Source organism: Mycobacterium adipatum, assembly GCF_001644575.1.
Lineage (GTDB): Bacteria > Actinomycetota > Actinomycetes > Mycobacteriales > Mycobacteriaceae > Mycobacterium > Mycobacterium adipatum.
The window spans coordinates 4835571-4850400 of sequence record NZ_CP015596.1; the positions used below are offsets into that span (position 1 = coordinate 4835571).

Below are 14830 nucleotides of genomic sequence, written 5' to 3' on the forward strand. Positions count from 1 at the left end.
TCAACTTCGTTCCCGAATCAGCGCGTTACGTCCAGCAATTCGTCCAGCGACTCGCGCAGCAATCCCGGCAGAACATCCACATCGCTCATGGCATCCCGGTCGGCGTTGATTCCGAAGTACAACATGCCGTTATAGGAGGTCACCGCGATCGCCAGCACCTGATTGGCCAAAAGTGGCGGCACCGCGTAAAACTCCAGCAGCTTGGCACCGGCGATGTAGATCTGCTTCTGCGCACCGGGCACATTGGTGATGAGCACATTGAACTGCCGGGCCGAGAAACTCGTCGCTACCCGGATGCCCATGGCGTGCAGCGTCGGGGGCGCGAACCCCGACAGCGTGACGATGGTGCGGGCGTCGACCAAACTGGCTGCGGTGGAATGGGATTCGGTGGCGTGTGCGATCTGGGACAACCGCACCACGGCATTACCCTCGCCGATCGGTAGATCCACCAGGAACGGCGACACCTCACTGATGGCCTGACCCGGTCCCGCCGAATCGATCTCGGCGTCGGGATACACCGAGTTCGGCGCCATCGCGCGCACGGTCGATGTCGCGGTCACCGGCTCGCCGCGGGACAGCAACCAGTTACGCAGCGCCCCGGCCACCACCGCGAGCACCACATCGTTGACATCACATTCGTAGCGCGCCCGCAGCGCGCGGTACTCCTCGAGCGGGTGCGCGGCCACCGTGAACCGCCGGTTGCGCGAGACGGTGGTGTTCAGCGGGCTGCTCGGCGCGGTGCCGCGGGCCACTGTGCGTGCGACGTCGGCGATGCGACGGCCGGCGTCCACCAGCGCACCGGCAGTGGTGGCCAGGTCTCCCACCGCCGAGCGGACCGCGGCGGCCTGCGCAGTGGGCCGGGTGACCCACTCCCCCAGCGCGGCGACGAACAGCTGGGAATCGCTGGGTTCGCGGGCCGGGATCCAGATGTCCTCGCCGAACTCCGGTGGCTTCTGGGTCCGGTCGGCGATGACGTGCCCGATCTCCAGCGCCGACATGCCGTTGACGAGCGCCTGATGCGATTTCGTGTAGATGGCGATGCGGTTGCGGGCCAGGCCTTCGACGATGTACATCTCCCACAACGGCCGGGACTTGTCCATCGGCCGGGAGCCGATCCGGGCGATCAGGTCGTGCAGCTGGGCATCGCTGCCCGGTGAGGGCAGCGCCGAGCGCCGGACGTGATAGGTGATGTCGAACTCGGTGTCGTCGATCCACACCGGCCGCGCCAACCCCAGGCTCACCTCGCGAACCTTCTGCCGGTACCGCGGGATCTGCGGCAGCCGCTGCTCGACGGTGGCCAGTACCGCCTCGTAGCTCAACCCGCCGCGCGGCTTACGCACGATCGACAGCGACCCCACGTACATGGGGGTCGAACTGTTCTCCAGGCGGTAGAACGCAGAGTCGGATGCCGACAGTCTCGTCACCATCGCGACAGCGTCCTCCCCTCACCCGGTGCTGTTTCCCCGCCACCGTATCCGCCGACGTCCACTGCGCGCATCACGGGTGCACTGCAGCACCGCCGACCCGTGCGATCATCAATATGGCTGTGCCTCTCCAGCAGCGTCCCGTCCGTTTCCGTGCCCGCTGGAGAGCCCGTGACCCATGTCAGACCGCACCCCGTCCACCACGTCGAAGTGCACGCCGAACCGGGTCACCCCGCGGTGACGTCACCGATCATCGACTGCGAACCACCGGTCTGCGGGGCGGGGCGCCAGGCGCCCCATCCGCCCACCCTGCGTCCGCGGCCGGCGCGGCCGGCGCGCCCGCCCGCCGTCGCCGGTGAGCTCCCGGTGCCGGCGGCGGCGGTGACGTTCACCGACGCCACCTTGCGCCGGGTCCTGGAGGTGGTGGACCGCCGACGACCGGTCAGCCAGTTGCGCGGCTTGCTGGCACCCCCGTTGATCGACATCGCGCAGACGTTGGCACGGGTGCCGCCGGCCGGCGGCACCGCGGTGCTGCGCCGGATCCGGCTGCGCCGCGTCGGGACCGCGACCGACGACGCCGCCGAGGTGTTCGCCACCTACACGCGCGGATCCCGGGTGCGCGCCATCGCCGCCCGCGTCGAATTAGTGGCCGGACGCTGGCAGCTGGTGGCGCTACAGATCGGCTGACCCGGTCAGCGCTTGCGGCCCTTGCGCGCCGCCTCGCGGCGCTCCTTACGTGTCCCGCCGGAGGTGGCGGGGCCGGCCGAACCGGCGCGCTTCACCTCGGCCGAGCCGTCCTCGGCCGGGCCGGAGTAGGTGAGCGCGGGTGTCCCGTCGCCGCCGATGCCTTTCGCCTGAACACCGGCCGGGCGTTCCTTGGTGGCCACCTGGCCCTGTGCGTGATCCGCGGCTGCCGCGGAGGCCTGCTCGGCCGCCGCGGCGGCGAAGTCGGCCAGTCCCTGCGGCATCGGGGCAACCGTCGGGGCCGTGCGCGGCGCGGCCTCGACCGCGACGTTGAACAGGAAGCCGACCGACTCCTCCTTGAGGCCGTCGAGCATGGCCACGAACATGTCGTAACCCTCGCGCTGGTACTCGACCAGCGGGTCGCGCTGAGCCATCGCGCGCAGCCCGATGCCCTCCTTGAGGTAGTCCATCTCATAGAGGTGTTCACGCCACTTGCGGTCGATCACATTGAGCAGCACGTTGCGTTCCAGCTGGCGCATGGCGCCCTCGCCACCGATGGCGTCGATCTGCTTCTCCCGCTCGGCGTAGGCGCGCTCGGCATCCTTGACCAGGGCGTCGAGCAGTTCGTCGCGGGTCAGCTCACCGGGCTCTCCGACCGCGTCGGAGTCGATCAGGTCGTGGTGGTCGATACCGACCGGGTACAGCGTCTTGAGCGCCTCCCACAGTTTCTCCAGGTCCCAGTCCTCGGAGTAGCCCTCGGCCGTCGCCCCGTTCACGTAGGCGGTGATGACGTCGACCATCATGTCGTGCGCCTGTTGCGCCAGGTTCTCGCCCTCGAGGATCATCCTGCGCTCCTTGTAGATGACGGTCCGTTGCCGGTTCATCACCTCGTCGTACTTGAGCACGTTCTTGCGGACCTCGAAGTTCTGCTGCTCCACCTGGGTCTGCGCGCTCTTGATGGCGCGGGTGACCATCTTGGCCTCGATCGGCACATCCTCGGGCAGGTTCAGCCGGGTCAGCAGGGTCTCCAGCGTCGCGCCGTTGAAGCGCCGCATCAACTCGTCGCCCAGCGACAGGTAGAACCGGGATTCGCCGGGATCGCCCTGCCGGCCCGAGCGACCACGCAGCTGGTTGTCGATGCGGCGGGACTCGTGGCGCTCGGTGCCCAGCACGTAGAGCCCACCGGCAGCGATGACCTCTTCGGCCTCGGCCTTCGCCTCGGCCTTGATCTTGCTGACCGTCGGCTCCCAGGCGGCCTCGTACTCCTCCGGGGTGGTGACCGGGTCCAGGCCCTGATCCCGCAGCCGCTTGTCGGCCAGGAACTCGACGTTGCCGCCGAGCACGATGTCGGTACCGCGGCCGGCCATGTTGGTCGCCACGGTGATGGCGCCGCGGCGGCCGGCCTCGGCGATGATGTTCGCCTCGGATTCGTGGTACTTCGCGTTCAGCACGTTGTGCGGCACCCGGCGCTTGGTGAACTGGCGCGACAGGTACTCCGAACGCTCGACCGAGGTGGTGCCGATCAGGACCGGCTGGCCCTTCTCGTAGCGCTCCACCACATCGTCGACAACGGCGATGTACTTGGCTTCCTCGGTCTTGTAGATCAGGTCGGACTGGTCGACGCGGATCATCGGCCGGTTGGTCGGGATGCTGACCACACCGAGCTTGTAGATCTCGTGCAGCTCGGACGCCTCGGTCTGGGCGGTACCGGTCATGCCGGCGAGCTTGTCGTAGAGCCGGAAGTAGTTCTGCAGCGTGATGGTCGCCAGCGTCTGGTTCTCGGCCTTGATCTCGACGTGCTCCTTGGCCTCGATGGCCTGGTGCATGCCCTCGTTGTAGCGCCGGCCCACCAGCACGCGGCCGGTGAACTCGTCGACGATGACGACCTCACCGTTACGCACGATGTAGTCCTTGTCGCGCAGGAACAGTTCCTTGGCCTTCAGGCAGTTGTTCAGGTAGCTGACCAGCGGCGAATTCGCGGCCTCGTAGAGGTTCTCGATGCCCAGCTGGTCCTCGACGAACTCGACGCCGAGCTCATGCACACCGATGGTGCGCTTGCGCAGGTCGACTTCGTAGTGGACGTCCTTCTCCATCAGCGGGGCCAGCCGGGCGAACTCGCTGTACCAGTGCGAAGCGCCGTCGGCGGGGCCGGAGATGATCAGCGGTGTGCGGGCCTCGTCGATGAGGATCGAGTCGACCTCGTCGACGATGCCGTAGTTGTGTCCGCGCTGCACCATCTCCTGTACGGAGTGGGCCATGTTGTCGCGCAGATAGTCGAAGCCGAACTCGTTGTTCGTTCCGTAGGTGATGTCGGCGGCGTAGGCCGCGCGGCGCTCGTCGGGGGTCAGCCCGGACAGGATGACGCCGACCTCCAGCCCGAGGAAGCGGTGGATGCGGCCCATCTGCTCGCTGTCGCGTTTGGCCAGATAGTCGTTGACGGTGACCAGGTGCACACCCTTGCCCGACAGCGCGTTCAGGTAGGCGGGCAGCACGCCGGTCAGGGTCTTACCCTCACCGGTCTTCATCTCGGCCACATTGCCGAAGTGCAGCGCCGCGCCACCCATCAACTGGACGGGGAACGGCTTCTGCCCCAGCACCCGCCAGGCGGCCTCACGGGCCACCGCGAACGCCTCGGGCAGCAGGTCGTCGAGGTCTTCACCGCCGGCAACCCGTTTGCGGAATTCGTCGGTCTTGGCGCGTAGCTCCGCGTCTGACAGCTTCTCGACGTCGTCGGACAAGGTCTCCACATAGTCGGCGACCTTCTTGAGGCGCTTGACCATGCGGCCTTCACCGAGACGGAGCAACTTATCGAGCACGCTAATTCCCCTGTGGGTTGATGAACAGTGTCGGCCGACGTGTGCGACGGGGGTGCCGCGCGCCGGCCTGCCAACACTCCATCGTAGGCGACTCGCCGAAACGGCCGGCTGAAAGTCTGCTGCGGGCGCGCCCGGACATGCGACGAGCCCCCGGCGTCGCAGCCGGGGGCTCGCGCGTGGGCGGCCGGCTCAGGCCAGCCGGATGAGTCCGTAGTCGTAGGCGTGCCGGCGGTACACCACCGACGGCCGATCGGATTCCTTGTCGTGGAAGAGGAAGAAGTCGTGCCCGACGAGTTCCATCTCGTAGAGAGCATCGTCGATGCTCATGGGGGTGGCCGCGTGCTCCTTGGTGCGCACGATGCGACCGGGTTCGTGGTTGGGCTCCACGGCGAACGGGTCGTGCGGCGTGGGTTCCTCGACTGCTGCCAGCTCCGCGGTGGCCTCGTGCACCGAGACGGGCGTCTTGTCGCCGTAATGGATCTTGCGACGATCCTTGCTGCGGCGCAGTCGTGCTTCGAGTTTGCTCGCCGCCGACTCCAGTGCCGCGTAGAAGCTGTCCGCGCACGCCTCGCCGCGCACCACCGGGCCGCGCCCGCGGGCGGTGATCTCGACGTGCTGACAGTTCTTGCGCTGGCGCCGGTTCTTCTCGTGATCGAGTTCGACGTCGAACAGGTAGATGGTTCTGTCGAAACGCTCCAACCGGGCCAGCTTCTCGGCGACATAGATGCGGAAGTGGTCGGGAACCTCGACGTTGCGGCCCTTGACGACGACGTCGGCGTTGAGCGCCGGCGCCTCGGTCGAACGGTCGTGATCCTCGAGGACCATGGTGGAGCTATTGGTTTCCACGGAATTGGTTGACATGCTTGACAACTCGTTTCTGTCGGAAGGCGCACGTGCGTCACGTGCTGCGGATCATCACAGTCACGTCGACGGACGTTGCATGTCGCTGCGCCCGCCGGCGTCAGGTGTCGAGTAATCACCTCCTACCGCACTCGGGCAGTCCCGGTGGCCCACGGGCGCCCTTACCGGGTGCCGCCGTGTGCAACACGGGGTTGTTGGACCCGACGGTAGTCGTTGTTCACCTGACTGTGCCACCAATTTCGCAGACCTGTTTTGAGTTCTTCATCTGGCAGCAATAGACACCCCTGCCGTCGGCGTCGCGTTTCATGCATCGGCCAGGGCCAACACCGCGTGCACCTCGGCGCCAGCGGTTTGCAGGGCGCGCACCGATTCGCAGGCGGTGGCACCGGTGGTGACGACATCGTCGACCAGCACCACCGGACCGCGGACCGGTGTGCTCAGCCGCACCCGCCCGGCCAGATTGCGCTGCCGGTCCGCGCTGGAGAGACCGACGGAGTCCCGGGTGAAGCCGGACAGCCGCAGCGCCGCCACCACGGTGACCGCGGGCAGCTGCGCGGTCGCCGCGAGTGCCAACCGGGTCACCGGGTCACCACCGCGCCTGCGTGCGGCCATCCGTCGGGTCGGGGCGGGCACCAGGGTCAGCGGCGCATCGAGCAGTCCCCAGCCGAGCAGCCGGGCCAGGCCGGTGTACAGGGCACCGGCCAGCGGCCCGACCAGATCGGCGCGGCCGTGTTCCTTGACCGCGACGATCGCCTGGCGCCGGGCGGCGGCGTAGCGGCCCAGCGAGAACACCGGCACCCCGGGGTTCACCCGCGGGGTGACCAGTCGCGGTTCAGCGGCACGGGCCACCAACTCCGCCGCACAGGTGGGACACCAGCGCGTCGACGGTGCGCCGCAGCCGCCGCACTCCAGCGGCAGGATGAGGTCGAGCAGCATGTCTGCAGTGTGGCGCCGGGCACCGACAGCTCCGGCTCCGACCCGCATGTGAAGGTCACCGTTGCCATTACCGTTAGCATTTCGGCATGTTCGCGGGAAAACAGGCCATCGTCACCGGAGCCGGGTCCGGGATAGGGGCGGCCCTGTGCCGCGCACTGGCCGGAGCCGGCGCGCAGGTGCTGTGCACCGACGTCGACGAAGCCGCGGCGCGCGCCACCGCCGAACCGCTCGGCGCCCGGTGGCTCCGGCTCGACGTCACCGACGCGACCGCCGTCGCCGACTGTGTCACCGAGGTGGTGGACCGGACCGGCCGACTCGACCTGATGTTCAACAACGCCGGCATCACCTGGGGCGGGGACACCGAACTGCTGACCCTGGATCAGTGGAACGCGATCATCGACGTCAACATCCGCGGCGTGGTGCACGGGGTGGCCGCCGCCTACCCGGTGCTGGTCACGCAGGGCCACGGGCACATCGTGAACACCGCGTCGATGGCCGGGCTGGCCGCGGCCGGCCAGATCACCAGCTATGTGATGACCAAACACGCCGTCGTCGGGCTGTCGTTGGCGCTGCGCAGCGAGGCCGCCGGCCACGGGGTCGGGGTGCTGGCGATCTGTCCGACCGCGGTCGAGACGCCCATCCTGGACAAGGGTGCGGTCGGCGGGTTCGTCGGCCGCGACTTCTACCGGATGGGCCGGCGCAGTACGCGATTCGCCTCCGCCGACGAACTGGCCGCCGACACGCTGCGGGCCATCGAGCGCAACAAGGCGCTACTGGTCTGGCCGCGCCGAGCCCGCATGGCCTGGCGGTTGGCCCGATACGCGCCGGGACTGCTGCAACGCATGTCGATTCGGTTCGTCGCGCAGCAGCGCGCGGCGCAGCGCCCGCGCTGACTCAGCCCGGCAGCACCGGCAGCGCGCCGGCGATCATCAACGGCCGCACCTCCGACCAGGCCAGGTCGTCGTCGGCCGCCGAACCGGACAGCTGCAACACCCCGCGCCGGTCGGCGACGTAGACCGTCGACGGATTCGCGGCCACCACCGTGACCGGGCCGGCCAGGTTGCCGCTGGGCCCGTCGGAGTTCACGCCGTCGAGGTTGACGTAGGACACCGGATGGGCGCCGTCGGTGCGGGTGACGACGATATCGTCGCCGGTGCGCCAGGACAGCGAGACCGCGGTCTCCCCCAGCCCGAAGCCGAGCCGGCGCGGGTAGGTCAGGGCGTACCCACCGCCGGGGGTCTGCTCCACCCCGGCCAGGATCACCCGACCGTCGATCACCATCGCCGCCCGGGTGCCGTCGCGGGAGAGCTGCAATTCGGTGATGGCGCCCGGGAACTTGGCCGCCAGCGCGGTCGAGTCCACCGGGATCCGGGCGGGTTGCCCCAAGGCGTCCTGCAGCACCCGCACCACGTTGACACCGTCGACGACGATCCAGATGGCATCGTCGAGCGCCCAGCTGGGCCGGGTCAGGGTACGGCCGTCCAGGGCCTGGCCGGCCGCGCCCCCGATCGGCCCGATCCACAGCGAGGAGGCCATATCCGGGGCACCCGGGCGCAGCACCATCACCGAGGCCACTTCCTGCCCGGAACGCGACAGCGCCGCGGACACCTGGTCCGGCATCTGACCGAACGGGCCGGGTACCCGGGGCGCGCGCTGACCGTCCAGCGAGACCAGGGATCCTCCCACCAGTGCGTGCAGGCCCGCCCCGGCGCCGTCGGCGGCACCCGGGTCGGTGGCGGCCACATCGGCGGTGTTCCACCCCTCGGCGAAGCGGTCGTCCAGTGCCGCACCATCCACGTTGATCACGTAGGGGCCGTTGATACCAGCCCGCGACAACGTCCAGATGATCTGCGCGGCAAGCAATTGCCGGGTATGCGGGTCGGTGGTGGACAGATTCTCCAGCTCGATGCGCGCCCCGCCGTAGCCGCGGCCCACCCCGGTCTTGCCGCCGTCGGCGCGGGTGACCGGGCCGCGCAGGCGCAGCGGCGCGGCCAGCAGATTGCGTACGGTGCGCGCCATCTCCGGCCGCGGTCCGGTGATCAGTTTGCTCAGCAGTTCGGTGGCCAGCTGGTCGGAATCGGCGACCGCGACGTAACGCGGATCCGGCACCACGGTGTTACCGGTGGGGTCGGTGAAGTACAGGGTGTTGCGCTTGTAGGTCTGTTGAAACTGCTGCCAATCCAGGAAGACTCCGTTCGGCAGGCGGTCGATGCGCCAGCCGCCCGGGGTCTTCACCAGCTCGATCGGGCCCGGGTCCGGCAGCGCCCCCTCGGCGGTCTCGAACACCCCGAGCTCGGAGAGCGACCCGAGGATATCGGCCTGCATGCTCACCGTGACGAGCTCGGGCCGGCGGGTCTCGGTGAACACGACGCGGTCGATGAGCAGCGCGCTGCCGGCGTCATCCCATCCGCGCGAGGCGGACTCGGTGAGGAACTGCCGGGCGGCGAGATGCCGATTGGCGGGATCGGCAGTGGCCTTGAGGAATTCCCGCAACAGCACATCGGGTTCCATGCCCGGTGTCGGGGTGGGCAGGCTCGGCGGTGGCGGTAGGTCGACGGTCCCGATGGCCTGTGGCGCAGAGGAACTGGGCACCCCGGCACAGCCGGCCGTGGCAACGGCGAGCACGGTGGCCACGGCCAGGCAGAAGGCCTTCACGGCGGGTGTCATACGCCCTCCGACTCACGGTCACGCCGCATGCCCGCGGGGTCCTTGACGCGCGCCTGCGGTCCGGTGGACCCGCCGGAGAGCCCGGATGGTTTGAGCGGCAACGGACTTGTGGTGACCTTGTGGCCGCGTACCAGCGGCAGGGTCAGCCGGAAGCAGGCGCCGTTGCCGGGCTCGCCCCATGCCTCCAGGCGGCCCTGGTGCAGCCGGGCGTCCTCGATGCTGATGGCCAACCCGAGTCCGGTGCCGCCCGAACGGCGCACCCGCGACGGGTCGGACCGCCAGAACCGGCTGAACACCAGCTTTTCCTCGCCGGGGCGCAGGCCGACACCGTGATCGCGGACCGTCACCGCGACGGTGTCCTCGTCGGCGGCCATCCGGATCTCGACCGGCTTACGCTCGGCGTGGTCGATGGCGTTGGCGATGAGGTTGCGCAGGATGCGTTCCACCCGGCGCGGATCGACCTCGGCGATCACCCCGTCACCGGGCATGTCGACGTCGAGTTGCACGCCGGCGTCGGCCGCCAGGTGACCCACGTTGTCCAGCGCGCTCTGCACGGTGGAGCGCAGATCGACGGCTTCCACCGCGAGCTCGGCGACACCGGCGTCGTGCCGCGAGATCTCCAACAGATCGGCCAGCAGCGTCTCGAACCGGTCGAGTTCGTTGACCATCAGTTCGGTGGACCGGCGCAGCGCGGGATCCAGATCATCGCTGTGGTCGTGGATCAGGTCGGCCGCCATCCGCACCGTGGTCAGCGGAGTGCGCAGCTCGTGGCTGACATCGGAGGTGAAGCGGCGCTGCAGGTTTCCGAACTCTTCGAGCTGAGTGATCTGGCGGGACAGGCTCTCGGCCATATCGTTGAACGACACCGCCAGCCGCGCCATATCGTCCTCGCCGCGCACCGGCATGCGTTCGGTGAGATGTCCCTCGGCGAAGCGTTCGGCGATCCGGGACGCCGACCGCACGGGCAGCACGATCTGCCGGGCGACCAGCAACGCGATGGCCGCGAGCAGTCCGAGCAGCACGACGCCGCCGGTGGCCATGGTGCCGCGCACCAGCGCGATGGTGGATTCCTCGTTGTTCAGCGGGAAGATCAGGTAGAGCTCAAGATTGCTCACCGACGATGCGCTGGGGCTCCCGACGATCAGCGCCGGCCCGGAGAACCCGTCGGTGTGCACGCCCGCGTACTGGTAGCTGACCTGCCCGGCCTGCACGAAATCGCGCAGCGCCTCGGGCACCTGCTGCACCGGACCCGCGGCGGTGGCGGCGCGGGGACCGTCACCGGGCACCACGAGGACCGCGTCGTAGGCCCCGGCCAGGCCGGGTCCGGCATCGGCCTTGCGGTCGATGAGGGTGTTGCGGGCCAGTTGCAGGCTGCTGTCCAGCGAACGGGTCTCCTCGCCGCCGACGATGCCGCCGACGGTGTCGCGGGCGCGTTCGATCTCCTCGGTGGCTGCCCGCACCTTGACTTCCAGGATGCGGTCGGTGATCTGGCTGGTCAGCACGAAGCCGAGCACCATGATGACCGCGAGCGAGAGCCCCAGGGTCAGCGAGACCACCCGCAGCTGTAGCGACCGGCGCCAGGCATAGCTGACGGCACGGCCCACCGCACTGAGCCCGCGCAGCATCGGCGACGAGCCTCGGAAACGGCTGCGTACCCGGCGTCGTGTCCCCCAGATCACGAACGCCACCCCGCCGCGGGCCCACCGATCACGGAGGTCCGGCCTTGTATCCCACTCCTCGAACGGTCAACACCACCTGCGGATTCTCCGGGTCGGTCTCGACCTTGGCCCGGAGCCGCTGGACGTGCACGTTCACCAGACGGGTGTCCGCGGGATGTCGGTAACCCCACACCTGCTCGAGCAGCACATCACGAGTGAACACCTGGCGGGGTTTACGCGCCAGGGCCACCAGCAGGTCGAACTCCAGCGGTGTCAGCGAGATCTGCTCACCGGCGCGGGTGACCTTGTGCGCGGGCACGTCGATCTCGATGTCGTGGATGGACAGCAGCTCGGCCGGCTCGTCGTCGTTGCGCCGCAACCGGGCCCGCACCCGGGCCACCAGTTCCTTGGGCTTGAACGGCTTCATCACGTAGTCGTCGGCGCCGGACTCCAGTCCGAGCACCACGTCCACGGTGTCGGTCTTGGCGGTGAGCATCACGATCGGCACGCCGGAATCGGCGCGCAACACCCGGCACACGTCGATACCGTTCATGCCCGGCAGCATCAGGTCGAGCAGCACCAGGTCGGGGCGCAACTCCCGGACGGCGGTCAGCGCCTGGCTGCCGTCTCCGATGACAGCGGTGTCGAAACCCTCCCCACGCAGCACGATGGTGAGCATCTCAGCCAGCGAGGGATCGTCATCGACGACCAGGATCCGTTGCCTCATGGTGACCATGGTGTCACCACAAGGCGACAAAACCCGGGTGCCACACGCGGGTTTCTCACGGTTATCCGATGATGCCGGGCGATCCGGGGCGCTGCGCTCGCAGATCCCGGCCCGGGCTCGTCACGGCTACAGCTGCGCGGCGAGCCGGCCCGGGTCGCAATCCGGTGCCACCACCCGCCAGGGGCCGGCCCAGTTCGCGGCGGCCAGTGCGCCGTAGGCCGCGGCGGTGCGCTGCTGCAGGCCGCGATCGCGTTCGTAGGCATCGCGGGCCCGGTCGGTCTCCTGCTGCGCCCGGCTGCGCGCGCGCCGGTCGGCAAGCTCAGGCGAAACATCGAGCAGCAGTTGGCAATCCGGCTTGGGAAGTCCGAACCGTTCGAACTCCAGCCGGTACACCCAGTCGACGACCCCGCCGTCGGTGCCCTGGTGCAGACGCGCCGCGCTGTAGGCGGCATTGGAGGCGACGTAGCGGTCCAGGATGACGACGTCGTGGCTGGCCGTCAGTTCCGCGATCTCGTCCTTGGCGCCGCGGCGGTCCAGTGCGAACAGCGTCGCCATCGCGTACACCGAGTCGGTGAGATCGCCGTGTTGGCCGTGCAGCGCCTCGGCGGCCAGGTCGGCGTGCACCGATGCGCCGTAGCGCGGGAAGGCCAGCGTGGTGACCGACTTTCCGTCCGCCTGCAGCGCCGCGCGCAGCCCCTCGGTCAGGGTGCGCTTGCCGGCACCGTCGAGGCCTTCGATCACGATGAGCACGCTGCGAGCCTAGCGAGGCGCCCGTCTCAGGCCCCGGCCATCCAGCCCAAGAGCGTCAGCACGATGACACCGAGCACGAGCAGCGGGCCGGTGACCCCCGCGCCGGCCGTCGCGCCGGCCACCGCGGCCAGACCCGCGAAGACCGCCAGCACGAGGAACAACAGGCGCACGCCCAGCACCGGATGGCGGCGCAGCACGACCCGCAGGGTCGGGCCGGGCACGGTGCGCAGCGTCCACCCGATCGCGACGATCGGCACCCCGGTGAACACCGCGGCGGCGATGCGCGGCAGTACGGTCGGGGCCGCGTCGGCGTGCATCGCTCCGACCACGATGAGCGCGGTCGCCAGCAAGACCACCGCAGCGGTCGCCCAACGCAGCACCCGGGTGACCGCGAGCGCAATGTTGCCCTCCGCGAGTGCACGCAACCCGGGATCCAGCCGGGCGGCTTCCAGTAACCCGCGCACCGCCGCGGTCACCGTGCCCATGCGCATCCTGCTGACGGCCAGATTGTGGACCGCCATGGCGTGCCCGGGGTGCAGTCGCAATGCCTGCCGGTAGTCGGCTTCGGCCGCGTGCGCCCCCGTCAGCGTCCGCTGCAGATCGCCGCGCAGCACCAGCGCGTCGGCCGACGGGCCGGCCGCCACCGTCTGGTCGATGACGGCCAGCGCTTCCCGAAACCGGCCGGCGTCCCGCAGCAGACTGGCGTAGGTGTATTGCGCACGAGCAGAATTGGGGTATGCGGTGACGGTGTGCCACGCGGCCGGCAGCGCCTCCGCGAGTCGGCCCTGCCCGTAGAGCGCCAATACCTGCGAGTGCATGGCGTTTTCGTCACCCGGCGCTGGGCCAAGCGGTGGCCTGGTCACGTTTCTGATCCCCCTCCCGGCAAGGGGTATGCAGCCGGATAGACCCCCGCCCCCGAATTTCCAGCCTAAGTCACCCGCACCGGTGGCAGGACACCAAAGTGTCGGGGTTCAGTAGGTCCCGCAGTTCGGCGCCGTCGGCACCCCGTTGACCCGGTCGGCAACCCACTGCAACGCCGGTTCACCGTCGACCGCCATCGGCAGCGCGTGGTTGATCACCAGCTTGTTGAAGATCGGCGGAGCCTCGTTGGTGCGGAATTCCACATCGCCGCCCTTGGCGCACCAGTCCTTGCCCAGTTGCACCACCGGCGCGTACGGCACCAACGGGTCGTAGCGGTTGCTGTTGAGCAGCACGGGCGCATTGGGTTTCAGCGTGCCGAGCTTCTGCAGGTCGAAGATGCCGCGGAACTGCGGATCCTGCAACAGCTCTGAGATCGGATGGTTGAAGTAAGGCTGCAGGTGCCGGAACATGAACTTGGTCAGCGACTCGGCGACACACTGGTCGCGGGTCTTGTCGACGAAGTCCATGCCGCGCGGGGTGAGCAGCGCCCGGATCTTGGGTGCGGCCTCCGGGTAGGACTGCATGACGCTGTTGAGCGCGTAGCCGATCACGCCGACCAGCGCGCTGCCGTCGGCGTACGGGATCAGATCGACCAGATCGGCCGGCGGCGCACCCGCATAGGTGCCGACGATCTTGAGTTCCGGCGCATAGGCGTCGGCCAGTTCGGCCGCCGAGGCGGCCGCCCCGCCGCCCTGTGAATAGCCCCAGAACACCACCGGCCCATCGGGTGTCAGCGAGGTGCCCGGCAGCTTGCGGGCCACCCGGGCCGCGTCGAGCATGGCGTGCCCTTGCGAGAGCCGGTTGACGTAGGTGTGGGTGACGCCGATGGTGCCCAGACCTTCGTAGTCGGTCATCAGGACCGCGAACCCGCGGTTCACCATGGTGTTCACGAATCCGGACTCGTAGTTGACCATGATGTCCAGGTACGGCGACCAGTGGACGCCCTGGTTGAACTGTCGTGACGGTGCGCACTGGTCACCTTGGCCCTGGGTGCCGGGACCGAACACGATCAGCGGGCGCGGGCCCTGTCCCGGCCAGGCGTTGAACGGCTCGAAGTAGGTGCCGGTGACCACATTCGCATTGCCGCGGCCATCGGTGCTGCGGTACATGACGCGGGTGCCGGTCGCGTTGATCCGACCGACCTGACCCGACGGCTCGATCACCAATCGGGACGGTTCGGAGCGCACCAGCTCCCCCGGCGGAACGTCCGGCAACGGATTCGGTGGGGTGTAGAACGCGGTGTACTCGTCCTCGTTGTAGTACGGATACCAGTCGTCGGCATGCGCCAAACCGGTTGCGAGACAACCGATGACGAACCCCATACATGCGACGACGATGAACGCCCCGGCCCGAATCACTACCGGACAGTAACAAACAGGTAGCCGA

General features: G+C 68.9%; 12 protein-coding genes. 2 read left to right on the forward strand and 10 right to left on the reverse strand.

The features are described 5' to 3' along the window. Positions 1-17: 17 nt before the first annotated feature. Positions 18-1427 carry a WS/DGAT/MGAT family O-acyltransferase gene (locus tag A7U43_RS22955; RefSeq protein ID WP_067999681.1) on the reverse strand — a complete coding sequence of 470 codons (1410 nt, stop codon included), beginning with the start codon at positions 1425-1427 and terminating at the stop codon, positions 18-20. A 168-nt stretch (positions 1428-1595) separates the two neighbouring features. On the opposite strand from A7U43_RS22955, the gene A7U43_RS30410 reads away from it, so the two are divergent. Next, positions 1596-2111 carry an Rv3235 family protein gene (locus tag A7U43_RS30410; protein WP_231963392.1) on the forward strand — a complete coding sequence of 172 codons (516 nt, stop codon included), beginning with the start codon at positions 1596-1598 and terminating at the stop codon, positions 2109-2111. A gap of 5 nt (positions 2112-2116) precedes the next feature. Here the strand turns inward: A7U43_RS30410 and secA are convergent, their stop codons facing one another. The 3 genes from secA to A7U43_RS22975 form a co-directional block, all read right to left on the reverse strand. Next, the gene (gene secA / locus A7U43_RS22965) at positions 2117-4924 is read right to left on the reverse strand and encodes a preprotein translocase subunit SecA (RefSeq protein WP_067999686.1); all 2808 of its coding nucleotides are present in this window, start codon (positions 4922-4924) and stop codon (positions 2117-2119) included. Positions 4925-5113: 189 nt separating this feature from the next. Next, on the reverse strand, positions 5114-5749 hold the full coding sequence (gene hpf / locus A7U43_RS22970; protein WP_197500091.1) for a ribosome hibernation-promoting factor, HPF/YfiA family: 636 nt from the start codon (positions 5747-5749) through the stop codon (positions 5114-5116). A 339-nt stretch (positions 5750-6088) separates the two neighbouring features. Further along, positions 6089-6718: a ComF family protein gene (locus A7U43_RS22975; RefSeq protein WP_068003503.1), complete on the reverse strand. Its 630-nt coding sequence runs from the start codon at positions 6716-6718 to the stop codon at positions 6089-6091. 89 nt (positions 6719-6807) lie between these two features. Between A7U43_RS22975 and A7U43_RS22980 the strand changes: the two genes are divergently transcribed. Continuing rightward, the gene (locus A7U43_RS22980) at positions 6808-7614 is read left to right on the forward strand and encodes an SDR family NAD(P)-dependent oxidoreductase (RefSeq protein ID WP_067999691.1); all 807 of its coding nucleotides are present in this window, start codon (positions 6808-6810) and stop codon (positions 7612-7614) included. Position 7615: 1 nt separating this feature from the next. On the opposite strand, the gene lpqB is transcribed toward A7U43_RS22980, so the two are convergent. From lpqB to A7U43_RS23010, 6 genes are all read right to left on the reverse strand, one after another. Next, entirely contained in the window at positions 7616-9388 is a 1773-nt protein-coding gene (lpqB, locus tag A7U43_RS22985) for an MtrAB system accessory lipoprotein LpqB (RefSeq protein ID WP_067999693.1), read from the reverse strand. Next, entirely contained in the window at positions 9385-11067 is a 1683-nt protein-coding gene (mtrB, locus tag A7U43_RS22990) for an MtrAB system histidine kinase MtrB (RefSeq protein ID WP_068003508.1), read from the reverse strand. Before mtrB ends, lpqB begins: the two co-directional genes overlap by 4 nt. Positions 11068-11095: 28 nt before the next feature. Next, entirely contained in the window at positions 11096-11782 is a 687-nt protein-coding gene (mtrA, locus tag A7U43_RS22995; RefSeq protein ID WP_067999695.1) for a two-component system response regulator MtrA, read from the reverse strand. A 117-nt stretch (positions 11783-11899) separates the two neighbouring features. Beyond that, positions 11900-12523 (reverse strand): dTMP kinase, encoded by a 624-nt coding sequence (locus A7U43_RS23000; protein ID WP_067999697.1) that lies wholly within the window; start codon positions 12521-12523, stop codon positions 11900-11902. A gap of 26 nt (positions 12524-12549) precedes the next feature. Next, a complete protein-coding gene (locus A7U43_RS23005) occupies positions 12550-13341 on the reverse strand; it encodes a tetratricopeptide repeat protein (protein ID WP_067999699.1) in 792 nt (263 codons plus the stop codon). 153 nt (positions 13342-13494) lie between these two features. Continuing rightward, positions 13495-14766, reverse strand: a complete 1272-nt coding sequence (locus A7U43_RS23010; protein WP_067999701.1) for a lipase family protein — start codon at positions 14764-14766, stop codon at positions 13495-13497. Positions 14767-14830: the final 64 nt, after the last annotated feature.